The following is a 15623-nucleotide window of genomic DNA, read 5'->3' on the forward strand; positions in this document are numbered from 1 at the left end:
TTAAGTGTTAGTGAAGATAAGTATTACTCTGATTTAAGAAGGATAATTAAGAAAGTGTGGAGAGTTAGCAGTGGGGAATATTAAATTTAGTAGGGAAGAGAAAAATGATATTGAGATTTTAAGATGCTTGTTACAATTATATACATTTTGGCAAAATGAATTAATAATTATTAGTGATTTACAAAGAAAAGAAATAATTAATAATTGTATACAAGTAATTGAAAGAATTATTAAAGATTCTAATTTGACAGATGAAGAAATAAATATTATTAGTGATACATTAATATACAAAAATGATTCTATGGAAAGAATCGCTAGAAAATATTTTTATAGTGATAGTGGTCTTAGAAATAAGGTTAATATAATTTTAAAAAAAATACTAGATCAAACAGAAAAAATATAGTTGAAAAACTATATTTTTTAGTAAACACAAATATTATTATAATATTTATAGAAAAAAGTCAATTAATTACTGTATAATTGTATTAATAGATAGGAGGGAAAAATTGGAATACTAATTATAATTTAATAATATGAAAAGAAGGGAAGATTTATTATGAAGAAATTATTAAAATTGTTGCTTGTTGTATTAATGATTTTTACAGTAAGTGGCTGCAGTGGGAAAAGTGCAAGTGATTACTATGATTTATTAAAAGAAAATGACTATAAGATACTAGTAACATTTGATTATAAGCATTTTTATGATGAAGATTTAGGATGGTACGATGAAAAGGGAAAAGAAATTGATCCTGTACGAATAATGGATAAACCAGCTAAAAATAAGTTTTATTTGTTGATTAATAAAGATAGAGAAGAAATTATTACTGTATATGTTGATAAGGATACAGATGAGATTAGTTCATTTAATTATTCAAATGATGATGGGTATTATATAGCCAATTTTAAGGATAAAAAGAAATATGCAGGTGTTTGGATAAGGGAAGGGACTAATACTGATTCATGTGAGGTAGCTTATGAAGGGAAAACTGATGGTAAAAAATGTCCTAGTAAACAAATTAAGGTTGCTGATAATATAAAAAAAGAGTATGAAGAAGTTTTAAAAAACCTTGAAATTAAAGAAGAAGATTTAATAGATACTTTTACATGGTTTAATAAAGAAAAAACTCCTGCAATAAAAGAAAAGATAACTGATAAATATAAGGATCAAAAAGCTTTATCAAATCAGGAAATCATTGATTCATTTAAAGAAAATAAATTTCTTTATGTAAAAGATTCTGATGGAACAATGAATTTTAAGTATATTAGTAGTTTGACTGATTCTGATAATACAACAATTACAGGTTTACTTGATGAAAATAATAAATTAATTGGAATTGTATTTCTTAAAGGTTCATATTACAAACCATATGATGGTAGTGTAGGTAAAATGTATTGTTACTATGTTGATAGTAAAACAGCTATTGTTACTTCTACTGATGGTGAGTATATCTATAATCTTGATACTGAACAATCATTGGGTGAAAAAGAGTGTGATGATGATTTTAAAAAAGAATCTGGGACACTTGAATTTGTATTTGAAAAAACTTTAGATGAAAGTTTTGTAACTTTAGATGAATTAATCAATTTCTTTAAGACTTATAAAGATTAAGATGATAATTTAGAATGAACAGTATTATAAGTATATAGGGGGTAATACCCCTATATTTATGTAAATAATCTGTATATTTAATAATATAGTTATGCCTACTACAATTGATAAAATGAAATAAATTAGGTTCTTAAATATCGACAAAAGTAATATCATGTATTTGGTCTAAATTATATAATTAAAATTATCTAGGAAGTGATATTTAAAAGTTTTTTATTTACGTAAATAAACTTAAAGTATCACAAGTACAATTAAATCAGATATCTTAAAAAATGACAGCCTTTTGTAGTGAATCAGTATTGGGTGAATTGATAGAAGAAATATTTAGGAAAAAGACTAATTATAATTTAATAATATGAAAAGAAAGATTTATTATGAAGAAATTACTAAAATTGTTGTTTGTTGCATTTATGGTTTTTACAGTAAGTGGTTGTAGTAGTAAAAGTGCAAGTGATTATTATAATTTATTAGAAGAAAATGATTATAAATTTCTAGTATCGTATGATGTAAGTCATTTCTATGATAAATATCTAGAATGTTATGATAGAAGTGGTAATGAAATTAAACCTGATCGAATAAAAGAAAAACCTGATAAAAGTAAAGAGTGTTTGTTGGTTGATAAAAATAATAAACCAAAGATTGAAGTTTTTTATGATATTAAAACAGATAAAACACCATTATTATTCTTTTATACAGATGACGGATATTATATAGCAGATTTCAAAGAAAAAAATAAACTAGTCAATGTTTGGGAAATTGAAGGTACTAATGTAGATTCGTGCGAGGTTGTTTATGAGGGAAAAACAGATAATAAAAAATGTTCTAGTAAACAAATTAAGGTTGCAGACAACATAAAAAAAGAGTATGAAGATTTTTTAGATAAATTAGAGATTAAAGAAGAGGATTTAGTAGATACTTTTACGTGGTTTAATAAGGAAAAAACACCAGAAATAAAAGAAAAGTTAATAGACGAGTATAATGATCAATAGACATTATTTTATTAAAATAAGAATAGGCTTAATTATAGAATAGGGTTTAATGAATCAGTAAATAGATGAAATGTACTATTTTGTTGATATTAAAATATTTGTTGTTACTTCTACTAATGGTAAGTATGATTATATTATTAAAATCAAGAAATAATAGAACGAAAAAGAGTGTTATGAAAAAAGTCAGGACATTGGATTTTGTTTTAAAAATCATTTATAAACTAATTTTATAAATTTAGAAAGATTAAGACATAATGTTTTAATCTTTTTTATGCATAAGAGGTTGCGAATCTTTTATGCTTTTTTGTTTTACAATATAAATGAAGTTAGAAGATAACTTCAAAAAGGGTAAAAGTGTAAAGGAGGTGTTTAATAAATGAGTGATAATGAACAGCAAATCTATACGCAGATAAGTAATAAAATTAAAGAAGCATACTTAGATGCAGTAATTACTAATCAAAAGTTGCCTATTAATCAAACTAAGTATCCTGCTGTTTCAATTGTTTTAACAGATAATTCAGTACTCTCTAAATACAGTACATTTGATCAAATAGAAAATGTTTGTAATGAAGTATTTGAATTTGAAGTAGCAAATTCACTTGAATCGGGAATGAGTGATGTTAAAGCAATATTAACTATCATTGATGAAAAGATGAATGAATTTGGCTATCTACGAATGGAGCTAGGCTTGATTGAAGACAAAGAAATTAATGATATTAGAAGATTAGCAAAGTATGAAAAATTAATAACAAAATAAGGAGGACATACAAATGTCAGCAATTGCAATGAGTACAGCCGGTGTAACGGTAAATTATGCAGTAGAAGCTACTGCTGGAACAAGACCAACTACCGGATATATTAAAATTCCTAGTATTAAATCAGTACCTGAAATGAATCCATCACCTGAAACATTAGAAACAACTGATTTAAGTCAAACAGAATTTAAAACATATGTAGAAGGATTAAAGGATCTAGGTGGAGCATTAGCATTTTTAGCAAACTTCACTACTGAATTAGAAGAAGCATGGACTACTTTAGTAGAAGCTTATAAAACAGCTAAAACAAGCGGTAAAGCAGTTTGGTTTGAAATCAAACATCCAGGATTAGAAAAGTCAGTTTTCTTTACAGGGCAACCTAGTGCAATGGGATTACCAGCTATGGCTGTTAATAGTGTATTAGAAACTAACTTATATATTACACCAACAAATGCCCCAACTTGGCAAGCAAAAACAGAATAATTTTTAGGAGGAAATAAACGTGGCTAAGGTAATAAATTTTACATATAAGGATGTCGATTACACCCTTGAATATACAAGAAAAACATTAGAAAAGATGGAAGCAGATGGAATAGTATTGGCACAGTTAGATAAAAAACCAGTAACTATTTTACCTAAATTATTTCAATATGCCTTCTTTGCACACCATAAGAGAATTTCAAAAACATTGGTTGAAGAGATTTTTGAATTATTTACTGATAAAAATGATATGTACAATAAATTAAGTACAATGGCAATGGATACTTTAAATACCCTATTTGAGGATAATACCTCAAAAAACGCCATCAAGTGGAAAGCCAATTTCTAGAAGATGAACTTTCCACACGAAATAAATCATATACAGAAATATTCAAAGAAGTATTACCCTTTTATATAAGTATTGGAATGAGTATTGACCAGTTTTATAATCAAGATGTTACTTTAGCTACCGTTTATCGAAAAGCTTATGATATAAAAAATGAGCGAGATAATAACCAATTATGGCTTCAAGGAATGTATATTTATGATGCTGTTAGCACATCGATATATAATGCATTCTGTCGTAAAGCTGGTCAACAAGCTGCTTCCTATGCCTCAAAACCATATCCTATCAATGAAAAGCAACTAGAAGAAGATCACGAATCTACAGTTGAACGTGAACGCGCAAAAGCAAAAGTATGGATGGAAAATTGGGTTAATGCATACAAATAAAGAGTTAAGGAATGTTTATAATAGCATTCCTTTTTATGATAATACAAACCAGAAATAATAAAACTTTTTCATATATTTGTATAAATACGAAATATTTATTAGCGTTATGTTGTATTTTTATGTTATGTGGATGTAGTGGGGGGAAGAAATGCTAAAAGTTACAAAGATGTAGTTGATACATTTAATGACTATGGTTTTAAAGAGGATAAGGTATCATTATATTCAAATGGAGGGATTTATTATTTTGAATTAAATGGCGAGAGTTTTGATATGTTTTTCCAGTATGATAATGGGAAAAATAAAGCTACTACTGATAGATTATATTATCCTGCAGATGAAGACCCAAGTGTAGAGGTATATAAAAATACTGAACTATCTGATAACAAAAATTTTAAGTTAGATAAGGTAGATGCAAAAATAAAAAAACAATTAGACAAATCACTTGAGGAAATGGATGTAACATACGAAGAGTTTAGTGATTGGTGTACTAATATGATCGCAGAAAAAGACTTTTCCAAATATTTAAAAGATGATTTAACAGGGAAGGATTATTTAGATTATCTTTTTGGTTATGATTTAGAAGTTAAAAGTATTGATACTATGGGTGTTTTAATAAAAGATAAGAAATATTGTATTTTAGTATCAGATGAATTTGTTTATGTTTTGTCTAGAACATATGATGTTATTAGTAAGACAGGTTATATGTATGTTCCCGAGGCTAATGTTGGGGGTTATAATCAAAAAGGGCAACCAATTGGCATTATAACTTTACAACAAATAATGTTATCCAAGGGGAAATGACTCAAGAAGATATAAGTGAGGTTACTGGAATCAGAGACTGGTATTATGAAGTATTAAAAAAGTATAATGTAACTACAGCTGGTTTAATGAGATAGATATGGCAAAAGCCATATCTTTTTAAGTAAATAAACTTATGGAGGATAACTTCATCTTCTTCTACTATTCTCTTTATTACTTTTTTATAACGATCATCTATTTTATTTTGTACTTACAAATTAATTATTTGTTTTGCTTAATTTAGAATTAAATATTTTATTTAGATAATAAAAAAGATTTAGCTTTAATTTATCAACAAAACTAAATCTTAATTTATATATAATATCTAAAATCTTTAATAACTATTTAATTTCCATTTTATACTGATTAAGTTCATCTATTGATGTATTAATTAATGATAACTCTTTATTAAATTCTTGTTTAATATACTGCATTTGAATAACAAATGTTGCTTCTTCTTTTGAACTTAAAGATACAGTTGATGTAACGGAACTTGTATTAAAATCATAATTTGCATAATTATAAACTTTTCCTGTATTTTTATGCCAATTATATTCAGTAGTAACATTACTACTGTTTTCACTAAATATACCAGATGTCATGTCAAATGTTCTAGTACTACTAGAACCATCACTAGAAGTGATTACTTTTGACCAAGTCGGTAAAACATCTTCATATTTGTAATCATTTTCACTATAACCTGCTTGACGTAACTTTTCTCTAATTGGATATTGACTATCTAAACGGCTTAAATTTAAGGATTTACGATTTTCCTTATGATATCCTACTAGTTCTAATTCTAAAGTATTTAAGTTTACATTAAATTTTTCAAGTATACTAATTAAATTTGTTATAGTTTCCCTATTTTCATCTGAAATATTTACTTTTTCTTCTATAAGACTTTCCTCTTTTTCATATGAACCATTTTTATCACTAAAAATAAAAGTATAATTTCCTGTATTTTCAATTGGTGAAAAACTAATCTTATTTTCTTTTTTTGATACAACTAACTCTAATGTTTCGGGATTTAATTCAAAATTATATCCGTCATCTTTCATATCCTGCAATAAATTTGATGTATCCTCAATTGTATGTGTACTTGTTAATAAATCAATCTGTTCATCTGTTAAATCATTTTTACTATTACTACTACATCCTGTAATTGAAAAGCATAGTACTAGTACATTTAATAAAATTAAAATTTTTTTCATTTTCTTCCCCTTTATATTTTTATAATCTCATATCTGTTATTTTTGTTTATTTAATTATTTTTGATCTTAAGACTCATTTTTGATAGTGATATTAGTTTTGAAATGATAAAAAAGTCAATTTAAGTCACTTTGTATATCTTAAGTTGACACCATTGGCCACCTGCTATGCAAGTAGTGCATTGAAAAGTTATACATAGACATTAACCATTTAATTCCATTAATGATTGTAAGATAAATCTCTATAATTTTTTAATAATTTAGAATTTACTTACTGCTGTATTCTTCTTCTCCTAAATTTTCAGCAAGACCATTTCTTGCTTTTTCAACTTCAGTATATGAACCATAGTTACTATCTAAGGACATTTTAATTAATTTTATAGTGCTAACCATAATATCATTATGCTCATCACTGCTAATAAAATTATCTGTTATGATGCTAATTGAACTAAGTGCTTCTTTTTCATCAATTTTACCATCAAGATAGTTATCAGTAGTTTTTAAGACCTCCAATCCAATTTCATACGTCTCATCAGACATATCATGAGGTTTACCACTACATCCTGTTATACCAATAATTATAAAACACAATAATAATAATCTAAATCATTTTTTCATTACTTTTCCCTGTTAAAAAGTAATTTTTGTCAAATATAAATTTACATTGATAGTGTTTATTTGTTTTAACTAAATTCCCTTTATCCTTTCCCTTGATTTTATTTACCTTATGATACTTTTTTATAATATATTAAGAGCTTTATCTTTATATAAAATACCTCCTTATATAAATATTATAAACGAGACAGGTATAAAAATAAATATTATTAATTGTATAAAACAGATTATTATATTAGATATGGATTTATAGGTAGCGAATCTTTCACTACCTTTTGTTTTACAATAAAGATGAGGTTAGAGAATAACTTCAAGAAAGTAGGTGAATATATTTATTTATATTAGATTGCTATTTAGATTTAAGGATCTCAATTAAAGTATCAAACTTATTATTTAAATCTTCATTTTGCTTAATCAAAGTATCAAATTTATTTTCTAAATTTTGATTATGACAAATTAAAGTATCAATTTTATCATTTAAATCTTTATTATGTTCTACTAAGGAATTGAGAGATTTCTTATAATCTAACAGTACATTAAGGGTATTAAACTCTATAATCATAGAAGCACAAACAGCGCTATACGCCTTAAATCCACCATTTATGTAATGTGACATACAAAAATTTTCACTTTCTATTTTTGATTGTTTTTTTATATTTTCTAATCTCTCTATATCTTCTTTAGAATCAATACCTAATTCTTTATAAAATCTTTTTCTTTCATTTTCTTCTTTTTCCTTCTCTAAGTCTTTTTCTCGTTGTTTTTTTTCATCTTCTAGTACTTCATCTTCTGAACGGAATAATCCCATATAAAATACCTCCTTATTTAAATATTATAACTGAGGCGGGTATAAAAATAAATACTTATAATAGTTTGTAAATCTTTTAGATATTTTTATTTTACAATATTGGTAGGATTATTAAATGATATCAGGAATAAAAAAGAATGTATAAAAATACATTCTTGAATAATTATGATAATCCTAATAACTGTTTCTTTTTAGCATCAAATTCTTCTTGAGTTATTATTCCCATTTGTAATAACTCATGTAATTTTTTTAGTTCATCTAGGGGGATTACACTGTAATTAGACTGTACTGATTTTTGGGCATTTAATTCACAAATATTATTCAAAATAGATATGTCCTTTTCACATTGCTCTAAAATACTTGTGATAGGGATACCATCATATTGATTGTACTTTTGATAATAGCTTATATAGATATAAGGTTCATCATATGAATAAAGATCAAGTTTAATTTTCAACTCTACTAATGGCTCATAACTATTGTATGTTAACATTGCTGCTATATTCTGTTGACCAGCTTTATTACTCCCATTTACATCCTCAGTGCGTTCATAGGTATAGAATTTCTTTGTCATTTTAACTAATTCATAATTCTTTATCTGATTAAAGTCTAATTTTATAGCAGAATTATTAGTTTTAGATTTTGGATAGATTTTAATCGTTTGATTATTTTCATCAATAATTAAGCGTTTAGTATAAGGAAGTAAGCGATTATATAATTGATGTGTTTCTTCCATGATTTGCGGATTAGTAAAAAGAAATTTAAAGATATTTTTTTCTTCAACAAATTTAAAGTATATAAATCCCTTTTCGTACTCTTCGATATTGATGGCTTCTAATTGCTCAAATGCAAATTTATGATAAGCTCCTTTCCGTAATAAAATCGAATCATCAAAAAGTTCTATTTCATTAAACGCACCATATTTAATTTTTTTCCCCATATTTTATATACCTCTCATTCTAGTTATGCTTTAAATTGTATCATAACATAAATATTCATTCAAGTTTATAAGGAGGTGTTTTTGAATGGAAAATATAAATAATTTAAAAGAGACAAATGATTACCTAAAAAAAATGACAGAACAATTAAAACAAATTGACATTCTGAAAAATATGGAATTTAATTTTGGTACAGAGCCACTGATAAATGCAATGGGGTTATTTACCGAATTAGATACTAGTATAAAAATTGCTTCAGATGGTATAAAGTTACTGGAAAAAAATGGTCTAAGTAATACATTAAATGATATGACTTCAAAGGGATCAATATTAAGTGGTATATTGCTTAATGCAGGTGATTCAATTAAAACCTTGACATCATGTACTGATGTTCACACATTTGCAACAACACTATGTACAATGGCTACAACTGCATTTGGCGCAGCCTTAGAATTTTTAAAAACAAATCCTTTAGTAGCGGTAGTAGGAGCAATTGGATTAGCAGTAGGTGCATTATCATTATTTAGTGGAACTGAGGAGAAGGCTAAAACTGATACTGATTTACTTTCTGAAGCTCAAGCAAAAAAAAGAAAGGAATTGGAGGATACAACTAAAGCAATAAAAGATCAAACAAGTTCAACAATTGAATCAGCTAAAGAACAAGTAGCACAAGTTGGTGCTATTAAAGGATTAGTAGAAAATCTTAAAGGTCTAACAGATAATGAAGGTTTTTTTGATAGTACTAATATTGAAGCGGTTAAATATTATATTGATGAAATTAATAGTAATATGCCTGGAACAGTAGAATTAACAGAAGATGGTAGAGTAAATTGGTTAAAAAATTCAGAAGCAATAGAAGATAATATTAAGCAATTAGAACGAAAAGCAAAAGTAGAGGCTTATTATGATGGTTATGTTGAAAGTTTAAAAAATGAATCAAAGCTAAGAGGTGAATTAACACTTGCTCAAAATAATTATAATTCAGAATTAGAGAAACAGGCAGAATTACAGCAGAAATATGATGAAATAATTGAAAAATCTAATAAAGGTATTGCAACTTATGAAGAATTAGCTTTGTTAGGTGATTATAGTAAACAAATGGAAGAATCAAACATAAAACTAGGTGAATATAGTTCAACTTTAAGTCAAGCCAAATCGGCATATGAGGCAAATAAACAAGGAGCAGATCTTTATCAAATGGCAGTACAAAATATGGATGAAACAATAGCTACCTCTGCAGCTTTGATGACCGAAGAAATGTTAGTAATTGGACAAAATGGGACAAGCACCTGGGCAAGCTTAGCTGCAGCAAGAGAAGATTGTAAGACAAGGATGTTAACTGCAGAGGGTGAGGAAAAAGAAGCTATACTTTTGGCTAATGAATTGATTAATGCAGAAACTATTAATAAGGCAATGGTTTTTGGAGACAGCTATGACAAAATGATTAGTAATCTTAAAGAAAAAGGAGCTATTTTATCTGAGGATGAAGAAAAACAATTAAAAGCTAGCTATGATATGTGGAAAATGTCTACAGATGGAATTTATAATGCACAAAAAGCTGGTTTGGATACATTAGCATTGATGAAAAGCGTTGCTATGTCTAATATGGCGGAAGAAGATAAAAAGAAATTAGCTGAAAATGTTAGAAAATTTGCAGAAGCAGGAAATGTTCAAGGTCTAAAACTATGTCAAAACCTTGCTGATGGATTAAGTAAAAATAATGGTCAAGTAAATGATGAAACTAATAATTTAATGAATCAAATGGACGGAATAATTAAAAATAAGAAGCTAAAAGCAACTGTAACTTCAGATACAGATAAAGATAGTGTTGATAAATCAGTTAATACAGTTAAAAAAGCAATGAATGGTATTGGTAGTGTTTTTGTTGGAATTAAATCACTTTTTGGATTTGCAGATGGAGGATTTCCAGATACGGGTGAATTGTTTGTTGCTCGTGAAGCTGGTCCAGAATTAGTTGGACGAATCAATGGTAAAACAGCTGTTGCGAATAATGATCAGATTGTATCTGGTATTAGTTCAGGTGTTTATAATGCGATGATTGGAGCAATGTCTAAAGGTAATCGTAATAATACTACTGTTACTGCAATCTTCCAGGTTGATGGTAAACAAGTAGCGAAACAGGTAATAAATGCTCATAATAAAGAAGTTATGCAAACGGGTAGAAGTCCATTATTGATATAGGAGGTGTATACAATGGAAATATTAAAAATAGGTAAAGATTTGACAGTTAATCCTAGTTCATTACAATGGCAGGAATCGGATTTGGATAGTAGTGAAGGTTCAGGACGAAATGTACTAGGGGAAATGTTTAGGGATCGAATAACGGTAAAGCGTAAGCTTTCCGTTACTTTCCCGCCAATGCTTACAAATGAAATGTCAAAAGTATTAAAAGCAATTGAACCAATCTTCTTTGATATCACATATCCTGATCCTAAAGAGGGTAAAAATGTAACAATGAATGTATATGTTAGTGATAGAACAGTTCCCGTTTATTGTTTTGACAAGGATGCTAATGAGTGGTTATGGCAAGGTCTTGCTATTGAATTTATGGAACGTTAGGAGGAATGATCTATGTTAGAAGTTAGTAATGAATATAAAAATACGATTATTTCTCCAAAACGTGAATTTTTAATAAAAGTCATAATTAATGATCAAGAGATAGAAAGTAAATATCTTAAGGGGATTAAAATAGAAGAAATTAGCTGTAGTAAAGAAATGATTTCAATAGGTGATGTATGTAGTAATGCATTTGAACTAGAAATGTTTATTTTAGATAGATTAGTTTCTTATGATTTAGCAAAAGTTGTAATTAAAAGTGGATTGAAATATGATGATAAGATTGAATGGGTTGATTTAGGGACATATATAGTAAATGAAGTAACACGTGATAAATATTCAATTAAATTAAGTGGTTTTGATGCTATGAAAAGATTTGAAGAAGTATATAATCCAAATATTATTTTTAATGATGAAACAAAGTTTATTGATGTACTAAATGATCTATTAAGACAATGTATTGTATCATTAGCACCTATTGATTTAAATGAGTATGAAAATATTATTATTGATCATTATTTTGAAGGGATAACTTGTAAAGAACTAATTGGCTATTTAGCTGGTTTGATGGGATGCAATGTAAGAATCAATCGTGTTAATGAATTAGAATTTTATTGGTATCAAGATACTGGGATAGTTATTAGTGATGAATTAATTTATCAAGATAGTTATCAAGAGTCATTTGAAAATGAATTAGTTATTAACTCTTTAACTAGTGGTGATGAAACTAATACCTATGTATGTGGTTCGGGTAATGGAATTAGTTTTACAAACCCATATATGACTCAAGAGTTATTGGATAAGATTTTTTTAAAGATTGAGGGATTTAGTTATCAACCGTGTTCACTTAAATGGCGAGGAAATCCTTGTATCGAAAATAGTGATATTATTAAATATAATGATAAAAATATAGTAATAATGAAACAGACACTAATTTTAGATGGTGGTTTTAGTAGCCAAGTTGAATGTATGGGAAAACTAGATAATGATGTTGTAATGAAAACATCTAGTCCAACTGAAATTAAATTAAATAAGCTTTATAATACTCTAACAAATGCATTAAAACATAGTACTGAAACTATTTTAGGTCAACATGGTGGAAATCTGGTCATTGATTTAAATAGCGATGGTAAACCTAGTGGCTGGACAATTATGAATACTCCTACTTTAGAATCATATACAAAGTTATGGAAAATGAATCAAGGCGGCTTAGGATATAGTGAAGATGGTGGTAAGACATTTAAAAATATTGCTTTTGATTTAGAAGGTAATTTTAATGCTAATATCATTAATACTGGAGTAATTAATGGTGAGATGTTTGAACTTGATCTACAGACTGGTGTAATTAAGATTGGTAAACGTGATAATGATGGTGATATCAGTAACCCAAGTTTTTATTTGAATGAAAATGGTGAACTAAAAATAAATGGATTTAATTCTTTTGGAGAAAATCTGATTCATGATAGTATTGGTGTCTTTAACGATGGTTCATGGGAAGGTAGTTTTAATTTAGATTCGACAAATGAGATACGAAATATGAATTCTTATGGTTATGCTATCTTATTAAAAAAAGGCAATTTAAAACAACATATAAATGTCGTTAATGGTACTTATACGCTATCATTTATATATAAAAAGCTTATTAATCTAGCAAAAGTAAAAGTTATCATAAATGGAGAAGAATTTGCGTTATCTAACAACAGTTATACAGAATTTAAACACCTATTAAATGTAACAACTGGCAGTATAGAAATAGAATTTGTAAGTGATACTGAAAATGCATGTCCAATAATAAATCTAATGTTAAATAAAGGTGACCAGCCAGTAGAATGGTCTTTAAATCCAAATGAAACATGGTCTGATACAGTACAGATTGGACGAGGAATTCGTATATCAAGCAGTGGAACAGATGTAATATTTGTGGCCAATGCAGATATTATCGGATTTATGAATAAACAAGGTGAATATATTACTACTTTCGATAATGAGGGACTTGTAGCTAGTTCTATAATAGTAAAAAACAAGGCAACAATTGTAAACCTTTTGATTCAAGATATTAACAATCAGACCGTAATCAATAGAATAAATCCAGAAGAAGTGGAGGTAATAGACAATGGTAAATAGTGGAGTATTAGGTGGTGGCGGATATCAAGGAAGATATCTGGAATTTGCATGGCAATTAATTAGTCAGGATATTGCAAGCAATACATCTACAATATACTGGCGTGTTACAGTTGTAGGTGGATCTAGTTCTTACTACTATCATTACAGGGACTACGCAGATGCATTTGGAGAAGTTTTGGTAAACAGTAACAGTCGTACACAGCGGTATAAAGGCGATTTGAACAACGGGTATAAAACTATCCAACATGATGCTAACGGGAATGCTTCTTTTGGCGCTCATGTCGTGGCAGCGGTCTATACAAGCAGTGTTAACGAAGATGTATCTACATCATGGTCACTGCCAACAATTCCAAGACAAGCAAACATTACAAATGTCATTAATAATTTTAATGACGAAGAAAACCCATGGTTTGAGTATACCAATCCAGCCAACTGGGAATTGAAAACTTGGCTTGAACCTAATCCAACAGGACCGCATTTATGTGAACGAACTTTTAGAGGTACTGGAGGAAGATATACCTGGGCTTTGACAGATGCTGAACGTAAACAGTTAAGACAGGCATGCAAAGGCAACAGCTGTTTAATTCGTATCGGACTATACAGTAACGGAACTACATGGGCAAGTTATCATGATAGAGCATATATTATTAAGGATCCTATGCCGATTGTAGCAACTCCGACATGGAAAAGTACCAATCTAACTACTTTAGCTGATAATACAACTGTTATAAAAGGATATAGTAATGTAACAGTTACAGTTCCTATTGCAGCTCCAGTAAAAGAAGCAACTATTAAGCAGTATAAAGTTATCTGCGGAAATATAGTTCAAACGAGAGCTGCTTATGGTGATTTTAATCTAAAAAATGTAAGTGACAGCATAATTAAATGCTATGTGGAAGACTCTCGCGGAAACACGGTTGAGAAGATATTAAATATTACAAATTACAAGCAGTATGAATCACCAGTAATTACTTCTTTATCTTTAAGCAGGTCTGTAGGTGGGATTGGTACAAACGTTACGTTAAGCTATAAAGGAATTTTTTGGAACAATACTTTTGGAAAAGCAAGCAATGGTGTAACTGCACAATATTATTATAAAGAACAGGGAGCTGGTACATGGATTCAAGGGTCTACGACTATTACACCAAGGGTCTTTCGTTCAGATGAATTTGAAGGTGAATATGAAATAAAAGGGGATTTGGAGGCTAATGGCTTTGATGCAGGAAAAAATTATGATTTCAAGCTAGTTGTTACGGATAAGTTAGTAAATGTAGGAAAAACCACCATTTTAACTACTGGTAAACCTAATATGTCAATACACCGTAATGGTGTTGCTTTTGGAGGATTTTATGATTTGGATGTTGGGGGATTATTGCAGGTTAATGGTAGAAATATTGCTAATTTTACATATAGCACAGAAGAACAGTGGATAGGGGATTATTGGATAGATGGTCGTAAGATTTATCAGAAATCTTTTAATATTGGAGCATTACCTAACAATCAAAAAAAGCAAATAAATCATAATATAAATAATTTCAATACTTTGGTTAGTATAAAATCATCTTGGTTTGATACATATGATAATTTCTGGTTTTTTGATTTTAGAAGAGATGCATCTGATGTTAAAATACAGTTTATAGTCAACAGTAATCAAATTGAGGTTTGTGGAATAGGAACTGATTGGAGTGTTAGAACTAATAACTGTGTTTGTACATTGTATTATACTAAAGATGATGTAGAAGAAGATGAAAAGGATGAAGAGGTAAATTCTGATAAAAGTACTTTACAAAATTATTATGACCAGATGAAAAGCTTGAATCAAAACGATTATACTGAAAGTACTTGGGAAAATTTCTCAATAGCATTATCTAATGCAAAGGATGTATTAGATGATCGAAGGGCAACACAGGATACTGTAGATGATGCTTATAAAGCATTATTAATGGCATATTTAAGTCTTAGAAGAAAAAATAGTTAATAAAGATGAGTA

At 28.2% G+C, this 15623-nt stretch carries 16 protein-coding genes; 12 read left to right on the forward strand and 4 right to left on the reverse strand.

Annotated features, from left to right (window positions below):
* Nucleotides 1–70 precede the first annotated feature (70 nt).
* The 8 genes from ACLR9T_RS00900 to ACLR9T_RS00935 all read left to right on the forward strand — a co-directional run bounded on the left by ACLR9T_RS00900 (nt 71) and on the right by ACLR9T_RS00935 (nt 5366).
* The gene (locus ACLR9T_RS00900) at nt 71–403 is read left to right on the forward strand and encodes a hypothetical protein (RefSeq protein ID WP_413107648.1); all 333 of its coding nucleotides are present in this window, start codon (nt 71–73) and stop codon (nt 401–403) included.
* Between the two features lie 153 nt (nt 404–556).
* The gene (locus ACLR9T_RS00905) at nt 557–1609 is read left to right on the forward strand and encodes a hypothetical protein (protein WP_413107649.1); all 1053 of its coding nucleotides are present in this window, start codon (nt 557–559) and stop codon (nt 1607–1609) included.
* A gap of 374 nt (nt 1610–1983) precedes the next feature.
* A complete protein-coding gene (locus ACLR9T_RS00910; RefSeq protein WP_413107650.1) occupies nt 1984–2598 on the forward strand; it encodes a lipoprotein in 615 nt (204 codons plus the stop codon).
* A 376-nt stretch (nt 2599–2974) separates the two neighbouring features.
* The gene (locus ACLR9T_RS00915) at nt 2975–3355 is read left to right on the forward strand and encodes a hypothetical protein (RefSeq protein WP_413107651.1); all 381 of its coding nucleotides are present in this window, start codon (nt 2975–2977) and stop codon (nt 3353–3355) included.
* Nucleotides 3356–3368: 13 nt separating this feature from the next.
* Complete coding sequence (locus ACLR9T_RS00920) at nt 3369–3836, forward strand: hypothetical protein (RefSeq protein WP_413107652.1); 468 nt, start codon at nt 3369–3371, stop codon at nt 3834–3836.
* Nucleotides 3837–3855: 19 nt separating this feature from the next.
* Nucleotides 3856–4182, forward strand: a complete 327-nt coding sequence (locus ACLR9T_RS00925; protein ID WP_413107653.1) for a DUF5055 domain-containing protein — start codon at nt 3856–3858, stop codon at nt 4180–4182.
* Nucleotides 4164–4565 carry a hypothetical protein gene (locus ACLR9T_RS00930; RefSeq protein ID WP_413107654.1) on the forward strand — a complete coding sequence of 134 codons (402 nt, stop codon included), beginning with the start codon at nt 4164–4166 and terminating at the stop codon, nt 4563–4565. The genes ACLR9T_RS00925 and ACLR9T_RS00930 overlap by 19 nt, the downstream gene beginning before the upstream one ends.
* 135 nt (nt 4566–4700) lie before the next feature.
* Complete coding sequence (locus tag ACLR9T_RS00935) at nt 4701–5366, forward strand: hypothetical protein (protein ID WP_413107655.1); 666 nt, start codon at nt 4701–4703, stop codon at nt 5364–5366.
* A 338-nt stretch (nt 5367–5704) separates the two neighbouring features.
* On the opposite strand, the gene ACLR9T_RS00940 is transcribed toward ACLR9T_RS00935, so the two are convergent.
* From ACLR9T_RS00940 to ACLR9T_RS00955, 4 genes are all read right to left on the reverse strand, one after another.
* Nucleotides 5705–6574, reverse strand: coding sequence for a hypothetical protein (locus ACLR9T_RS00940; protein WP_413107656.1), 870 nt, complete (start codon nt 6572–6574; stop codon nt 5705–5707).
* Nucleotides 6575–6838: 264 nt separating this feature from the next.
* Nucleotides 6839–7111 (reverse strand): hypothetical protein, encoded by a 273-nt coding sequence (locus tag ACLR9T_RS00945; RefSeq protein WP_413107657.1) that lies wholly within the window; start codon nt 7109–7111, stop codon nt 6839–6841.
* Nucleotides 7112–7535: 424 nt separating this feature from the next.
* Complete coding sequence (locus ACLR9T_RS00950; protein WP_413107658.1) at nt 7536–7994, reverse strand: hypothetical protein; 459 nt, start codon at nt 7992–7994, stop codon at nt 7536–7538.
* Between the two features lie 163 nt (nt 7995–8157).
* Nucleotides 8158–8934: an SHOCT domain-containing protein gene (locus ACLR9T_RS00955; protein WP_413107659.1), complete on the reverse strand. Its 777-nt coding sequence runs from the start codon at nt 8932–8934 to the stop codon at nt 8158–8160.
* 85 nt (nt 8935–9019) lie between these two features.
* Here ACLR9T_RS00955 and ACLR9T_RS00960 point away from each other — a divergent pair, with 85 nt between their 5' ends.
* Genes ACLR9T_RS00960 through ACLR9T_RS00975 form a run of 4 tightly spaced genes read left to right on the forward strand, consistent with a single transcriptional unit; the run spans nt 9020 to nt 15611 of the window.
* Entirely contained in the window at nt 9020–11134 is a 2115-nt protein-coding gene (locus ACLR9T_RS00960; RefSeq protein WP_413107660.1) for a hypothetical protein, read from the forward strand.
* Between the two features lie 12 nt (nt 11135–11146).
* Nucleotides 11147–11512 (forward strand): DUF6711 family protein, encoded by a 366-nt coding sequence (locus ACLR9T_RS00965; protein ID WP_413107661.1) that lies wholly within the window; start codon nt 11147–11149, stop codon nt 11510–11512.
* Between the two features lie 12 nt (nt 11513–11524).
* Complete coding sequence (locus ACLR9T_RS00970; RefSeq protein WP_413107662.1) at nt 11525–13633, forward strand: hypothetical protein; 2109 nt, start codon at nt 11525–11527, stop codon at nt 13631–13633.
* Nucleotides 13623–15611: a hypothetical protein gene (locus ACLR9T_RS00975; protein ID WP_413107663.1), complete on the forward strand. Its 1989-nt coding sequence runs from the start codon at nt 13623–13625 to the stop codon at nt 15609–15611. Before ACLR9T_RS00970 ends, ACLR9T_RS00975 begins: the two co-directional genes overlap by 11 nt.
* The last annotated feature ends 12 nt before the right edge of the window (nt 15612–15623 follow it).

The sequence above is a fragment of the Thomasclavelia sp. genome, assembly GCF_047249845.1.
GTDB lineage: Bacteria > Bacillota_I > Bacilli_A > Erysipelotrichales > Coprobacillaceae > Thomasclavelia.

Coding starts and splice junctions, on each gene's coding strand:
- ACLR9T_RS00905 (WP_413107649.1), top strand. CDS start 557: ATGAAGAAATTATTAAAATTGTTGCTTGTTGTATTAATGATTTTTACA.
- ACLR9T_RS00910 (WP_413107650.1), top strand. CDS start 1,984: ATGAAGAAATTACTAAAATTGTTGTTTGTTGCATTTATGGTTTTTACA.
- ACLR9T_RS00915 (WP_413107651.1), top strand. CDS start 2,975: ATGAGTGATAATGAACAGCAAATCTATACGCAGATAAGTAATAAAATT.
- ACLR9T_RS00920 (WP_413107652.1), top strand. CDS start 3,369: ATGTCAGCAATTGCAATGAGTACAGCCGGTGTAACGGTAAATTATGCA.
- ACLR9T_RS00940 (WP_413107656.1), bottom strand. CDS start 6,574: ATGAAAAAAATTTTAATTTTATTAAATGTACTAGTACTATGCTTTTCA.
- ACLR9T_RS00945 (WP_413107657.1), bottom strand. CDS start 7,111: ATGTCTGATGAGACGTATGAAATTGGATTGGAGGTCTTAAAAACTACT.
- ACLR9T_RS00950 (WP_413107658.1), bottom strand. CDS start 7,994: ATGGGATTATTCCGTTCAGAAGATGAAGTACTAGAAGATGAAAAAAAA.
- ACLR9T_RS00955 (WP_413107659.1), bottom strand. CDS start 8,934: ATGGGGAAAAAAATTAAATATGGTGCGTTTAATGAAATAGAACTTTTT.
- ACLR9T_RS00960 (WP_413107660.1), top strand. CDS start 9,020: ATGGAAAATATAAATAATTTAAAAGAGACAAATGATTACCTAAAAAAA.
- ACLR9T_RS00965 (WP_413107661.1), top strand. CDS start 11,147: ATGGAAATATTAAAAATAGGTAAAGATTTGACAGTTAATCCTAGTTCA.
- ACLR9T_RS00970 (WP_413107662.1), top strand. CDS start 11,525: ATGTTAGAAGTTAGTAATGAATATAAAAATACGATTATTTCTCCAAAA.
- ACLR9T_RS00975 (WP_413107663.1), top strand. CDS start 13,623: ATGGTAAATAGTGGAGTATTAGGTGGTGGCGGATATCAAGGAAGATAT.